The organism is Streptomyces sp. NPDC049954, from assembly GCF_040656295.1.
Lineage (GTDB): Bacteria > Actinomycetota > Actinomycetes > Streptomycetales > Streptomycetaceae > Streptomyces.
Genome location: NZ_JBFALS010000004.1, coordinates 113169 through 125721 on the forward strand (window position 1 = coordinate 113169; position 12553 = coordinate 125721).

Sequence of the window (12553 nt, forward strand, 5' to 3'; positions counted from 1 at the left end):
CCGGGGGCGGGGGGGCGGGGGGGGGGGCGGGCGCCCCCGGGGGGGGGGGGGGGGGGGGGGGGGGGGGGGGGGGGGGGGGGGGGGCCGCCCGCGCGCCCGCCGGCCCCCCCCCCCCCTCCTGTGTCCGCTCCGGTCAGGGAGCCGTGCGGCCCGGACCGGCCGGGTGGGTCAGAACGCCTCCTCCGGGAGGTCCATCACGGAGAGGTCGACGTTCTCGGCGGCGACGCGTTCGACGCCGACGCCCGGCAGGACGTTCGCCGCGAAGTACTTGGCGGCGGCGATCTTGCCCTCGTAGAAGGCCGTGTCCCTGGTGGAGGCGCTCGGCAGCTTCTCGGTGGCGACGGCGGCGCCGCGCAGCAGCAGGTAGCCGACGACGACGTCGCCGGAGGCCAGCAGCAGGCGCGTGGTGTTCAGGCCGACCTTGTAGATCGCGCGGGCGTCCTCCTGGGTCGCGGCCAGGTCGGTCAGCATGGTGCCGACGATGGCCTCCAGGTCCACGGCGGCCTTGGCGAGCTGCTCACGGGCGGCGGCCAGCTCCTCGCCGCCGCTGCCCACGGCGATGAACTTCTTGATCTGCTCGGCGACCGTGTTCAGGGCGGCGCCCTGGTTGCGGACGATCTTGCGGAAGAAGAAGTCCTGGCCCTGGATGGCCGTCGTGCCCTCGTAGAGGGTGTCGATCTTGGCGTCCCGGATGTACTGCTCGACCGGGTACTCCTGGAGGTACCCGGAGCCGCCGAAGGTCTGGAGCGACTGGGCGAGCTGCTCGTAGGACTTCTCCGAGCCGTAGCCCTTCACGATGGGCAGCAGGAGGTCGTTGAGCGCGTGCGCCTCGCTCGCGTCCTCGCCGGCCGCCTCCTTCGCGGCGATCTCGTCCTGCACGACGGCGGTGTGCAGCACGAGGGCGCGCATGCCCTCGGCGTACGCCTTCTGCGTCATGAGCGAGCGGCGCACGTCGGGGTGGTGGGTGATGGTGACCTTGGGCGCGGTCTTGTCCATGAAGTTCGCGAGGTCCGGGCCCTGCACGCGCTCCTTGGCGTACTCCAGCGCGTTGAGGTAGCCGGTGGACAGCGTCGCGATGGCCTTCGTGCCGACCATCATGCGGGCGAACTCGATGATGCGGAACATCTGGCGGATGCCGTCGTGCTTGTCGCCGATCAGCCAGCCCCTGGCGGGGTGCTGGTCGCCGAAGGTCATCTCGCAGGTGTTGGACGCCTTGAGGCCCATCTTGTGCTCGACGTTGGTCGCGTAGACGCCGTTGCGCTCGCCCAGCTCGCCGCTCTCGCGGTCGAACTCGTACTTCGGGACGAGGAACAGCGACAGGCCCTTGGTGCCGGGCTTGCCGCCCTCGGGGCGCGCCAGGACGTAGTGGAGGATGTTCTCCGACATGTCGTGCTCACCCGAGGTGATGAACCGCTTCACCCCGGTGATGTGCCAGGAGCCGTCCTCCTGCTCCACGGCCTTGGTGCGTCCGGCGCCCACGTCCGAGCCGGCGTCCGGCTCGGTGAGGACCATGGTGGAGCCCCACTGCCTCTCGACGGCGAGGGCGGCGGCCTTCTTCTGCCACTCGTTGCCCTCCTCGAAGAGGATGCCGGCGAAGGCGGGGCCGGAGGAGTACATCCAGACCGCCGGGTTGGCGCCGAGGATCAGCTCCGCGTACGCCCAGATCAGCGAGCGCGGGGCGGTCGTGCCGCCGATCTCCTCGGGCAGGCCGAGACGCCAGTACTCGGACTCCATGAAGGCCGCGTAGGACTTCTTGAAGGTGTCGGGCACCGGCGCGGTGTTGGTCGCCGGGTCGAAGACCGGCGGGTTGCGGTCCGCGTCGGCGAAGGACTCGGCCAGCTCGTTCTCCGAGAGCCGGTTCAGCTCGCTCAGGATCGACTTCGCGGTGTCGACGTCCAGCTCCGCGAAGGGGCCGCTGCCGTAGACCTTGTCCCGGCCCAGCACCTCGAAGAGGTTGAACTCGATGTCGCGGAGATTCGACTTGTAGTGCCCCATGGCGACGGCTCCCTTGCGCGGAATCGGGGAGGCTGCCCTCCACCCACACGTTGATGTACCAGCTAGTAGCTCCGATGATGCTACCCGTCAGTAATAAGGCGCAACCCCTGACGGTCCGAAGGTGGTGAGGAAGCCGTCACTCGGGGCCCGCGCGGCGCGGGTGCCGCAGGTGGCCGGACCCCGTACGCCCGGGCCCGCCGCTCGGTACTCTTGCCCCCATGTACGGCTACGACCAGAACGCGGGCGGCCAGCAGCAGTACGCCCCGCCGCCGCAGCACGGCCAGGGCGGGTACGCGCAGCAGCCTCCGCTGTACCCGGAGCCCTCGCCGCCCTCGCTGGCCGACGCCGTGCGCGCCTTCACCACCGGCCAGCAGACCGCCGAGGACTTCCAGCAGGTCTTCGCGGGCTCCAAGGTGTACTGCCCGCGCGGGGACAACCCGGGTTTCCTCGCGCTGCACAACACCCAGCAGCCGGTCATCCCGATGTTCACCTCGCTCAAGGAGCTGCGCCGGTACGCCGGCAAGGACTCCAAGTACTTCGTGATCACCGGGGCCGAGGTGCTCGACCTGCTGCCCACCGGGTACGGCTTCGTGATCGACATGGAGGGCGAGCACCGCATCGTCTTCGACGCGAAGGCCGTCGAGGAGATGGTCGACTTCGCGATGCGGCGGATGTACGGCTGAGCGGCTGAGCCGCCCGGAGGCCGTCCGGGGGCCGTCCCGAGCGCCCTGGGGCCCTCCTCCGCGCCCTGAAGACCGCGCGCGCCTGAAGGGGACGTCTCGCGTGCCGCGAGCTCGAAGGCGTCCTACGCCTCCGGTGCGAACACGCAGAACTCGTTCCCCTCCGGGTCCGCCAGGACGTGCCACCGCACGCCGTTCTCCGGGTCCGGCGCGCTCAGCCGCGTCGCGCCCAGGTCCACCAGGGCCGCCACGTCCCCGTACACGTCCAGGTGCAGGCGGTTCTTGAGCGTCTTCGGCTCGGGGACGGGATTCAGCCAGATCAGCGGCCCGTTCCCCGCCGGGTCCTCGATCGGTACGGGCCAGTGCCGGGGGCGCCGCGGCCTGTCCTCCTCCGGTTCCCACGGGCTGCGTACGTAGCCGAGCGCCACGCACCACCAGTCCGCGAGCCCCTGGTGGTCGAGCGCGTCCAGAGCCAGGTCCTTGAAGCGGGCGGGGGCGGTCTCCGTGCCGGGTTCCTTCGTCATGCCCGCAGTGAACCAGTGGGGTGGCGGGCGGTGGGCGGAATCCGGGAATGTCCGGCCGCCGCCCGGGGTTCCGTCTGGTGAGAAGTTCGAGATTCAACTAAACTCGGACTCACGAGGAGGTCCCGACATGCCCGCAGTGACCGTAGAGAACCCGCTGACCCTGCCCCGGGTGGTGGCGCCCGCCGAGGCGACCCCGCGACCGGTGCTCGCCGTGACGACCGCGCCGACCGGCTTCGAGGGCGAGGGCTTCCCGGTGCGCCGCGCCTTCGCCGGGATCAACTACCGCTATCTCGACCCGTTCATCATGATGGACCAGATGGGCGAGGTGGAGTACGGGGTCGGCGAGGCCAAGGGAACGCCCTGGCACCCCCACCGCGGCTTCGAGACCGTGACGTACATCATCGACGGCACCTTCGACCACTCCGACTCCAACGGCGGTGGAGGCACCATCACCAACGGCGACACGCAGTGGATGACGGCGGGCTCCGGCCTGCTGCACATCGAGGCGCCGCCGGAGTCCCTCGTCATGTCGGGCGGCGTCTTCCACGGCCTCCAGCTCTGGGTCAACCTCCCCGCCAGGGACAAGATGAAGGACCCCGCCTACCAGGACATCCGCGGCGGCCAGGTCCAGCTCCTCACGACGCACGACGGCGGCGCCCTGCTGCGCGTCATCGCCGGTGAACTCGACGGACACCAGGGGCCCGGCGCGACCCACACGCCGATCACGATGATCCACGCGACCGTCCGGCCGGGCGCCGAGGCGACCCTGCCGTGGCGCCAGGACTTCAACGGCCTCGTCTACGTCCTCGCCGGTCACGGCACCGTCGGCGCCGACCGCCGCCCCGTGCGCACCGGGCAGACCGCCGTCTTCGGCGACGGCTCCACACTCACCGTGCGGGCCGACGAACAGCAGGACAGCCATACCCCGGACCTGGAGGTCGTCCTCCTCGGCGGAGCGCCGATCCGGGAGCCGATGGCCCACTACGGCCCCTTCGTCATGAACACACAGGCTGAACTCCAGCAGGCGTTCGAGGACTTCAGGGCCGGACGGCTCGGCAGCGTCCCCGCCGTGCACGGCATGTGAGCCACGTCCACCGTGCCCGGCCGACGACCGGGTACGGTGGTTCACAGGCGGATACACGTACCCGCGCGGCCACCGAGCCGCGCCACGCGCGTCCCGCCCCGAGCCGGAAGGCCGGGTGTTCCTCTCCCCCGTGGACACCCGGCCTTCCTTCTTTTTTGGGGCCCGGTTCGCCTCCGGGCACGACACGCCCTTCGGCTCACTCGCCCTGGGGTGAGGGCGGGGCGGCGAGGCGGGGGATTCGGACACTGGCGGCCAGCTTTCGGACAGGTCGGAGTCTTCGGGAAGGCAGGTTTCGCCCGCGCCGATACAACGGAGGTCCCGCTCCCTGCAGGAGGCTCTGTCATGGATCTCGGGACGATAGGCGTCTGGAGCCTGGCGTTCACCCACGGGGACCGCGCCGAGGCACGGGACGCCGCCGCCGAGCTGGAGGAGCTCGGATACGGTTCCGTCTGGCTCGGCGGCAGCCCGGGCGGCAACCCCCGCGGGGACCTGGTCACGGCGGCGGAGGTCCTGGCCGCGACCGGCCGGGTCACCGTCGTACCGGGGTGCGTGTCCATCTGGGAGAGGCCCCCGGAGCGGCTCGCCGCCGCCTACCACGCGCTCCCGCAGCGGCAACGGAGCCGGCTGCTCGTGGGGCTCGGCGTGAGCCACGCGGACTTCGTCGGCCGGTACCGCGCGCCGTACCACGCTCTGCGCTCCTACCTGGACGCGCTGGACGCGGCCACCCCTCCCCTGCCGTCGCACGCGCGGATCATCGGCGCGCACGGGCCGCAGATGACCCGGCTGGCAGCCGCAGGAGCCGCAGGAGTACACCCCTATCTCGTCGACCCGGCCCATACCGCGTGGGCCAGGTCGGTGCTGGGGGACGGGCCCCTGCTGGCGGTCGAGCAGACCGTCATCCCGTACACCGGCGCCGAAGCGGCCCGCGCCGCGGCCAGGACGATGCTCGCCCCCTACCTCCGGCTGCGCAACTACCGGACCGCGTGGCTGCGCGGGGGCTTCACCGCCGAGGACCTGGACGGCGGCGGCAGCGACCGGCTGATCGACGCGCTGTTCGCCTGGGGGGACCCGGACCGGATCGCCGCGCGGCTCGCCGAGCACCGCCGGGCCGGTGCCGATCACGTCGCCGTCCAGGTGGTCACCGGCACCCCGGGCACCTTCGCCCGCCGGGCCTGGCGCGACCTCGCCCCCGAACTGGTCACGGCCTAGTCCGCGCGGGAACCCCGGGGCACCCCCGGTGCGGTCCCTCGACGGTCGGCAGCCGTACGAGCCATACGCAGCCGTACGCCTCCGGGGTCTCCCGCGCGTGCCCGTACCGGCGGTCGGCTCGTGCTCGCGGTACTCGCCGCCCCGGTCCGGGTGTGCGCCGCACGGCCCACCCGTCCGTCACCGTCCGGTGGGGGGCTCCTTCTCGTCCGGCCTGTCGGGGCGGGTGCGGCCGGGGGCCGTGGTCGGCTGGGGGGATGGCCAAGCCCTTCGTCGCCCTCCTGCCCGAGCCCGCGCGCCGGGTGGCCGCGTGGTGTGTGCTCGTGCTCCTGGTGACCGGGGTCGCCGCCGTCGGGATCTGGCTGTGCGTGGAGCTGAAGACGGCGCTCGTTCCGATCCTGCTCGCGACGCTCGGCACCGCCCTGCTGCGCCCGCTCTACCACCTGCTGGTCAGGGCGCGGGTGCAGCGCTCCCTGGCCGCCGGGCTGACCTGTGTCGCGGTGGTCGCGGCGGTCGGCGGGGCCGGGTGGATCGTCACGAAGGCCATGGTCGACAACGGGGACCAGATCCTGAGCTCGATCCGCAGCGCCGTCGACGACGTCACCTCCTGGGTGGGCGCCGAGGACACCTCGCTCGACGACCTCGCGTCCAACGCCCGTGAACTCCTCGGCAAGTTCGGCGGGTCGGCCGCCTCCGGCGTGCTCAACGGGCTGAGTCTCGTGGGGCAGTTCGTGGCGGCGGCGGTGCTCGCGCTGCTGCTCATGTTCTTCTTCCTGCGCGACGCGGACCGGGCCCTGCGCACCATCCGCTCACTCTCCCCGGGCGACACCTCCGACTTCATGGAGGCCATCACCCGGCGCGGATTCCACGCCGTCGAGGGCTTCATGCACGGCACGACGATCATCGCGCTCATCGACGCGACCTTCATCACGGTGGGCCTGCTGGTCCTCGGGGTGCCCGGCGCCGTGGGGCTGGGCGCGCTGGTGTTCCTCGGGGCGTACATCCCCTACCTCGGGGCCTTCCTCTCCGGGACGGTCGCGGTGCTCGTCGCGCTCGCCGACCGGGGCTTCGTCATCGCGCTGTGGGCCCTCGGCGTCGTCCTCGCCGTCCAGGTGCTCGAAGGCCACCTGCTCCAGCCGCTGATCCAGAGCCGTACGGTCCAGATGCACCCGGCCGTCGTCATGATCACCATCACGGCGGGGGCCTCGCTCGCGGGCATCCTCGGCATGCTGCTCGCCGTCCCGCTGACCGCCGCCACCTTCGGCGTCTTCCGCGAGATCCGCGAACGGTACGGGAACGGGAACGGGGACGGGAACGGGAACGGGGACGGGAACGGGAACGGGAACGGGGACGGAAGCGGGGACGGCCGGGAGGGGGCCGGCGCCGAGCGGCCGTGACGCGCGCGCCCCGCGACGTCCCCGAGGCGTAGTCCCCCTGGCTTCAGTCCTCTCCGGAACCGCCCGACGACGACTTCCTGCCACGCCCCTCCGGAGCCCCGCCCCGCGCGGGGGCCGCGTCGTCCAGGCCGGGCAGGGCGTCGAGATCGGGCAGGTCGTCCAGGTCGGGCAGGTCGTCGAGGTCGGGGGCGGGGTCCCCGGCCCCGGTGCCCGCGCCGTCACCGGCGGCGGGTTCCGCGCCCTCGGGCCGCTCGCGCAGTTCGAACCAGATGGACTTGCCGTCGCCCCTGGGCTCCACGCCCCACGCGTCGGCGAGCAGTTCCATGAGGACCAGTCCGCGCCCCGAGGACGCCAGTTCGCCGGGGTGGCGGCGGTGCGGGAGCTTGTCGTCGCTGTCGGTCACGTCGACCCGCATCCGGCGGGAGCCGTGCGGACCGTTCACCGAGGCGACGAGCAGCGCGTCGCCGTCGGTGTGCACGAGCACGTTGGTGATCATCTCGGACACCAGCAGGGCCGCCGAGTCGACCTGTTCGCGCTCCGGCCAGTCGTGCAGCAGCTCCCGCAGCTGCTGCCGGGCCCCGGCGACCCGCTGCGGTTCGGCCTGGGCGATGGTCAGGATCACGCGCCGGCCCTGCGGGTGCCGCAGCCGCGACGAGGAGCCGATGAGCGCGCGGCGCAGCAGGACGACGGCGATGTCGTCCTCGTGCAGGGCCCGCAGCGGGCCGACCGCGTCGGTGGCGGCGGGCCCGTGCACGGCGTCCACCAGCTCGTCGGCGAGCGCCTCGATGTCGTCGTCCGGGTGCTGCTCGACGGCGCGCCGCAGCCGCTCCCAGCCGGTGTCCAGGTCGTGGCCGCCGGTCTCGATGAGCCCGTCGGTGCACAGGATCATCGTCTCGCCGGGCTCCAGCACGAGCCGGGTCGTGGGGTAGTCGGCGTCCGGGTCGATGCCGAGCGGCAGCCCGCCCGCGACGGGGCGGCGCAGGAAGGTCCCGTCGCTCATCCTGATCGCGGGTTCGGGGTGCCCGGCGCGGGCGATGTCGAGCACCCCGCTGGAGGGGTCCACCTCGACGTACAGGCAGGTCGCGAAGCGCGGGTCGTCGTCGGCCTCGTCGCCCGCCTCGGAGGCGGTGCCGTAGAGCCTGGTCGAGGGCTGTTCCTCCTGCCCGGTGGGGGCGGCGGCGGTCGATCCGTACGTCGTGCGGTCGGTGATACCGGCGAGGAAGCGGGTCGCGCGGGCGAGTACGGCGTCGGGCCGGTGGCCCTCGGAGGCGTAGGCGCGTACGGCGATCCGCAGCTGGCCCATGAGCCCGGCGGCCCGTACGTCGTGGCCCTGGACGTCGCCGATGACCAGGGCGATCCGGCCCGAGGGCAGCGGGATCATGTCGTACCAGTCGCCGCCGACCTGGAGCCCGCCGCCGGTCGGCACGTACCGCGCGGCGAGCGTCATCCCGGGGATCTTCGGGCCGAGCGTCGGCAGCATGGAGCGTTGCAGGCCCTCGGTCAGTTCGCGTTCCGACTCGGCGACCCCGGCGCGGGTGAGCGCCTGCGCGAGCATCCGCGCGACGGTCGTGAGCACGGAGCGTTCGTCGGGCGTGAAGGACACCGGGTAGGTGAACGCGGCGAGCCAGACGCCCATGGTGCGGCCGGCGACGGTCAGCGGCAGGAAGGCCCAGGAGTGGCGGTGGAAGTCGGCCACGATCGGCCAGACGGTCGGGTACCGGCCCCGGTACTCGTCCGGGGAGGACAGGTAGATCGCGCGGCCGGTGCGGATGACCTCGGCGGCCGGGTAGTCGGTGTCGAGCGAGATGTCGGTGAAGGGGTTGGCGGCGTCCTTGCGGTGCCCGTGGTGGCCGACGATCGTGAGGTGGTCGCCCTCGACGCCGAACACGGCCAGCCCGTCCGGGGAGAACCCGGGCATGGACAGCCCGGCGGCCACGCGCAGCACCTCGGTGGTGGACCTGGCCTCGGCCAGCGCCCGGCCCGCGTCCAGCAGGAACGCCTCGCGCGAGCGGCGCCAGTCGCCGGTCAGCGGGGTGCGGGAGACGGTGTCGGGGGAGGGCTCGGTGACCTCCTGGATCGTGCCGACGAGGACGAAGCCGTAGCGGTCCACCAGACGGGCGCTCGACGGCGCGGCGCGGGTCTCGGTGTCGACGCCGACGACCGTGCGGGCGGCGTCCAGCGCCCGCTCGTCGGCCGCGCCCTCGGGAGCCTCTGCGGCGGGACCCTCGGAGCGGTCTGCGGCGGTGTCCTCGGCGGTGTCCTCGGACGTGGTGCCGACCGTGGGGGAATTCGCGGTGGTAACGGGCTCCTCGGTGTTGACGGAGCCCCCGGTTCCCGTGCCGTTCGGGGCCTTCCCGCCGTTCCCGCCGTTCCCGCTCTCCCGGGCGGCGCGCTGCTCGGCGGTCTCGACGGGCCGTGAACGGGTGCGTACGACGCGGACGACGTGGCCCTTGTCGTCCATGATCCGCATGCGGGCCTCGCCCACGGTGCCCTCGGCGGCGGCCAGGGTGATGATGCCCTGGACCTCGTTCCAGTCCGAGGGGTGGAAGCAGGCCCGGACCCGGGACTCGGGTACGGTCGCCGCCTTCTCGGGCAGCCCGAGCAGCCGGGCCGCCTCGCGGTCCAGCGCCATCGTCCCCTCGCGGCTGTCCCAGCGCCACACCCCGGTGCCGACGGTGGCCAGTACCTCGGCGGCCGCCGGAACGCCGGACCACGCGGTCCGTTCGTAGGTCACGTCCTCGGTGCCCATTGCCCCACTTCAAGAAGTATTTCCGCTGTGCTGCCACCGAGCGTAGCGGCCTGTCACCGGCCCTGCTTCCCGTCGTCCGGCCCCTCTCCCGGATATCGGACGGGGCGGGGGTCCCGTCCGATATCCGAGAGAGGGGCCGGGGTCCCGGGCGGTAACCTGGGGGCTTCAGACATCCGGCGCCCCGCAAGGCCCCCGTCCTCGGACCGGGTCCCGGGCCCACACTCTCGCAAAGACTTGGATGAACGATGCATCGGTACAGGTCCCACACCTGCGGCGAGCTCCGCGCCTCTGACGTCGGTACCGACGTCCGGCTGAGTGGCTGGCTGCACAATCGCCGAGACCTGGGCGGCATCCTCTTCATCGATCTGCGCGATCACTACGGCATCACGCAGCTCGTGGCCCGTCCGGGCACGGCGGCCTTCGCGGCGCTCGACAAGCTCTCCAAGGAGACGGTGGTCCGCGTCGACGGCCAGGTCGTCTCGCGCGGCGAGGAGAACATCAACCCCGAGCTGCCGACCGGCGCGGTCGAGGTCGAGGCGGGCGAGGTCGAGGTGCTCGGCGAGGCCGGCCCGCTGCCCTTCACGATCAACGCGGAGGACGGGGTCAACGAGGAGCGGCGCCTGGAGTACCGCTTCCTCGACCTGCGCCGCGAGCGCATGCACCGCAACATCATGCTGCGCACCGCGGTCATCGCCGCGATGCGGCAGAAGATGACGGCGCTCGGCTTCAACGAGATGGCGACGCCGATCCTCACCGCGACCTCCCCCGAGGGCGCGCGCGACTTCGTCGTCCCCTCCCGCCTCAACCCGGGCCGCTTCTACGCGCTCCCGCAGGCCCCGCAGCAGTTCAAGCAGCTGCTCATGGTCTCCGGCTTCGACCGCTACTTCCAGATCGCGCCGTGCTTCCGCGACGAGGACGCCCGCGCGGACCGTTCGCCGGGCGAGTTCTACCAGCTCGACGTCGAGATGAGCTTCGTCGAGCAGGAGGACGTGTTCGGGCCCGTCGAGAAGCTCATGACGGAGCTGTTCACCGAGTTCGGCCAGGGTCGCCCGGTGACCTCGCCGTTCCCGCGCATCCCGTTCCGCGAGTCGATGCTGAAGTACGGCAACGACAAGCCGGACCTGCGCGCGAAGCTCGAACTGCACGACATCACCGACGTGTTCGCCGACTCCGGCTTCAAGGCGTTCGCGGGCAAGCACGTGCGCGCGCTGCCGGTGCCGGACACCGCGGGCCAGTCCCGCAAGTTCTTCGACGGCCTCGGTGACTACGCCGTCGAGCAGGGCGCGAAGGGCCTGGCGTGGGTCCGGGTCGGCGAGGACGGCGCGCTCAGCGGCCCGATCGCCAAGTTCCTCACCGAGGACGACGTGAAGGTCCTCACCGACCGCCTGGGCCTGGCCGCCGGGCACGCCGTGTTCTTCGGCGCCGGTGAGTTCGACGAGGTCTCGAAGATCATGTCGGCGGTCCGTGTCGAGGCCGCCAAGCGCGCCGGGCAGTTCGAGGAGGACGTGTTCCGGTTCTGCTGGATCGTGGACTTCCCGATGTTCGAGAAGGATGAGGAGACCGGGAAGATCGACTTCTCGCACAACCCGTTCTCGATGCCGCAGGGCGGTATGGACGCCCTGGAGAACCAGGACCCGCTCTCCATCCTGGCCTGGCAGTACGACATCGTGTGCAACGGCATCGAGCTGTCCTCCGGCGCGATCCGCAACCACGAGCCCGCGATCATGCTCAAGGCCTTCGAGATCGCCGGCTACGAGCGGGAGACGGTCGAGCACGAGTTCGCGGGCATGCTGCGCGCCTTCCGCCTCGGCGCCCCGCCGCACGGCGGTATCGCCCCGGGCGTCGACCGCATCGTGATGCTGCTGGCCGACGAGCCGAACATCCGCGAGACGATCGCCTTCCCGCTCAACGGCAACGCCCAGGACCTCATGATGGGCGCGCCCACCGAGCTGGCGGAGACCCGCCTGCGCGAGCTGAACATCCAGCTCAGGAAGCCGGTCCAGAAGTAGCGGGCCCCTGGTCCGTACGACGGCGCCCCCGGCCGGAACCCGCCAACGCGAAGTTCCGGCCGGGGGCGCCGTCGTGTCCGCACATGTCCGCACGTGTCCGCACGTGTCCGTGCTCGTGTCCGCCGGGCCCCAGGCGCGCCGGTCACTCGATTGGGTGTATTGGGCCCCTTCTGGGTCCATATGGCCCCGACGGGTAGTGCATCGCAGTACGCTCACGGTATGAGAGAGACAACGCGCGTCACCATCACGCTGCCCACCGAGCAGGTCGAGGCGCTGAAGAAGATGACGGACAACGTGTCGGGCTGGGTGGCGGAGGCGACGGCCGATCGGATGCGGGGGCAGGTGGTGGACGAGGACCTGGCGCGTCATGAGCGGGAGCACGGCCCGTTCACCGAGGAGGAACTCGCGGCTGCCTTCCGCGCCTTGTACGGGAGCGCTCCGGCGCAGTCGGACCAGCGGGCGTCGGCTGACCCCGGCATGCGGAGGGACGCCGCATGATCACGCCTGCTTTCAGGACCGTCGTCCTCGACAGTGAGGGGCTGTCCGCCTGGGTGGCCGACGACCGCACGGTGAGCTCGATGCTTCGGCTCGCCCGCGCCACGGAGGCCCGCATCGTCATCAGCGCCGCCACGATCATCGAAGTGAGCCACCCCCGGCTGAACGTCCCGCGGTTCGACTACCTGCTGTCCGGGGTCAGAATCGAGGAGGTCACTGCCGAAACCGCTCGCGCGGCGGCTCGTCTCCTCAAGCGCACCGGCCTCCACGGCCACAAGTACGCCATCGACGCCATAGTGGCGGAAGCAGCCCTGCGGCAGCCCGGTCCGGTGGCGATGCTCACCTCCGACACCGACGACATGGGCAAGCTGTGCGGCCCGCAGGTGCGGGTCGTCGCCGTCTGAGGACGCCGTA

9 protein-coding genes and 1 pseudogene are annotated in these 12553 nt (G+C 72.0%); 7 read left to right on the forward strand and 3 right to left on the reverse strand.

Annotation, left to right across the window (positions count from 1 at the left end):
* Window positions 1–168: 168 nt before the first annotated feature.
* Window positions 169–1995 carry an acyl-CoA dehydrogenase gene (locus AB0J21_RS09765; RefSeq protein WP_363145328.1) on the reverse strand — a complete coding sequence of 609 codons (1827 nt, stop codon included), beginning with the start codon at window positions 1993–1995 and terminating at the stop codon, window positions 169–171.
* Window positions 1996–2213: 218 nt separating this feature from the next.
* Here AB0J21_RS09765 and AB0J21_RS09770 point away from each other — a divergent pair, with 218 nt between their 5' ends.
* Window positions 2214–2678 (forward strand): SseB family protein, encoded by a 465-nt coding sequence (locus AB0J21_RS09770; RefSeq protein ID WP_363145329.1) that lies wholly within the window; start codon window positions 2214–2216, stop codon window positions 2676–2678.
* A 122-nt stretch (window positions 2679–2800) separates the two neighbouring features.
* On the opposite strand, the gene AB0J21_RS09775 is transcribed toward AB0J21_RS09770, so the two are convergent.
* The gene (locus AB0J21_RS09775; RefSeq protein WP_363145330.1) at window positions 2801–3199 is read right to left on the reverse strand and encodes a VOC family protein; all 399 of its coding nucleotides are present in this window, start codon (window positions 3197–3199) and stop codon (window positions 2801–2803) included.
* A gap of 127 nt (window positions 3200–3326) precedes the next feature.
* Here AB0J21_RS09775 and AB0J21_RS09780 point away from each other — a divergent pair, with 127 nt between their 5' ends.
* The 3 genes from AB0J21_RS09780 (at window position 3327) to AB0J21_RS09790 (ending at window position 6886) form a co-directional block, all read left to right on the forward strand.
* Window positions 3327–4283 carry a pirin family protein gene (locus tag AB0J21_RS09780; protein WP_363145331.1) on the forward strand — a complete coding sequence of 319 codons (957 nt, stop codon included), beginning with the start codon at window positions 3327–3329 and terminating at the stop codon, window positions 4281–4283.
* Between the two features lie 342 nt (window positions 4284–4625).
* Window positions 4626–5492, forward strand: a complete 867-nt coding sequence (locus AB0J21_RS09785; RefSeq protein WP_363145332.1) for a TIGR03620 family F420-dependent LLM class oxidoreductase — start codon at window positions 4626–4628, stop codon at window positions 5490–5492.
* 254 nt (window positions 5493–5746) lie between these two features.
* On the forward strand, window positions 5747–6886 hold the full coding sequence (locus AB0J21_RS09790; RefSeq protein ID WP_363145333.1) for an AI-2E family transporter: 1140 nt from the start codon (window positions 5747–5749) through the stop codon (window positions 6884–6886).
* A gap of 256 nt (window positions 6887–7142) precedes the next feature.
* On the opposite strand, the pseudogene AB0J21_RS09795 reads toward AB0J21_RS09790, so the two are convergent.
* Window positions 7143–9635 (reverse strand): annotated as a pseudogene (locus AB0J21_RS09795) (SpoIIE family protein phosphatase); the annotation flags it as partial.
* A 245-nt stretch (window positions 9636–9880) separates the two neighbouring features.
* Here AB0J21_RS09795 and aspS point away from each other — a divergent pair.
* The 3 genes from aspS (at window position 9881) to AB0J21_RS09810 (ending at window position 12543) form a co-directional block, all read left to right on the forward strand.
* Window positions 9881–11644, forward strand: coding sequence for an aspartate--tRNA ligase (gene aspS, locus AB0J21_RS09800; protein WP_363145334.1), 1764 nt, complete (start codon window positions 9881–9883; stop codon window positions 11642–11644).
* Between the two features lie 219 nt (window positions 11645–11863).
* Complete coding sequence (locus AB0J21_RS09805; protein WP_363145335.1) at window positions 11864–12142, forward strand: hypothetical protein; 279 nt, start codon at window positions 11864–11866, stop codon at window positions 12140–12142.
* Window positions 12139–12543 carry a PIN domain-containing protein gene (locus AB0J21_RS09810; RefSeq protein ID WP_363145336.1) on the forward strand — a complete coding sequence of 135 codons (405 nt, stop codon included), beginning with the start codon at window positions 12139–12141 and terminating at the stop codon, window positions 12541–12543. Before AB0J21_RS09805 ends, AB0J21_RS09810 begins: the two co-directional genes overlap by 4 nt.
* Window positions 12544–12553 lie beyond the last annotated feature (10 nt).

What these genes read in the sequence shown, in the direction of transcription:
- AB0J21_RS09765 (WP_363145328.1), bottom strand. Translation starts at nt 1,995, where the DNA reads ATGGGGCACTACAAGTCGAATCTCCGCGACATCGAGTTCAACCTCTTC.
- AB0J21_RS09785 (WP_363145332.1), top strand. Translation starts at nt 4,626, where the DNA reads ATGGATCTCGGGACGATAGGCGTCTGGAGCCTGGCGTTCACCCACGGG.
- AB0J21_RS09790 (WP_363145333.1), top strand. Translation starts at nt 5,747, where the DNA reads ATGGCCAAGCCCTTCGTCGCCCTCCTGCCCGAGCCCGCGCGCCGGGTG.
- AB0J21_RS09810 (WP_363145336.1), top strand. Translation starts at nt 12,139, where the DNA reads ATGATCACGCCTGCTTTCAGGACCGTCGTCCTCGACAGTGAGGGGCTG.
- AB0J21_RS09805 (WP_363145335.1), top strand. Translation starts at nt 11,864, where the DNA reads ATGAGAGAGACAACGCGCGTCACCATCACGCTGCCCACCGAGCAGGTC.
- AB0J21_RS09780 (WP_363145331.1), top strand. Translation starts at nt 3,327, where the DNA reads ATGCCCGCAGTGACCGTAGAGAACCCGCTGACCCTGCCCCGGGTGGTG.
- AB0J21_RS09775 (WP_363145330.1), bottom strand. Translation starts at nt 3,199, where the DNA reads ATGACGAAGGAACCCGGCACGGAGACCGCCCCCGCCCGCTTCAAGGAC.
- AB0J21_RS09770 (WP_363145329.1), top strand. Translation starts at nt 2,214, where the DNA reads ATGTACGGCTACGACCAGAACGCGGGCGGCCAGCAGCAGTACGCCCCG.
- aspS (WP_363145334.1), top strand. Translation starts at nt 9,881, where the DNA reads ATGCATCGGTACAGGTCCCACACCTGCGGCGAGCTCCGCGCCTCTGAC.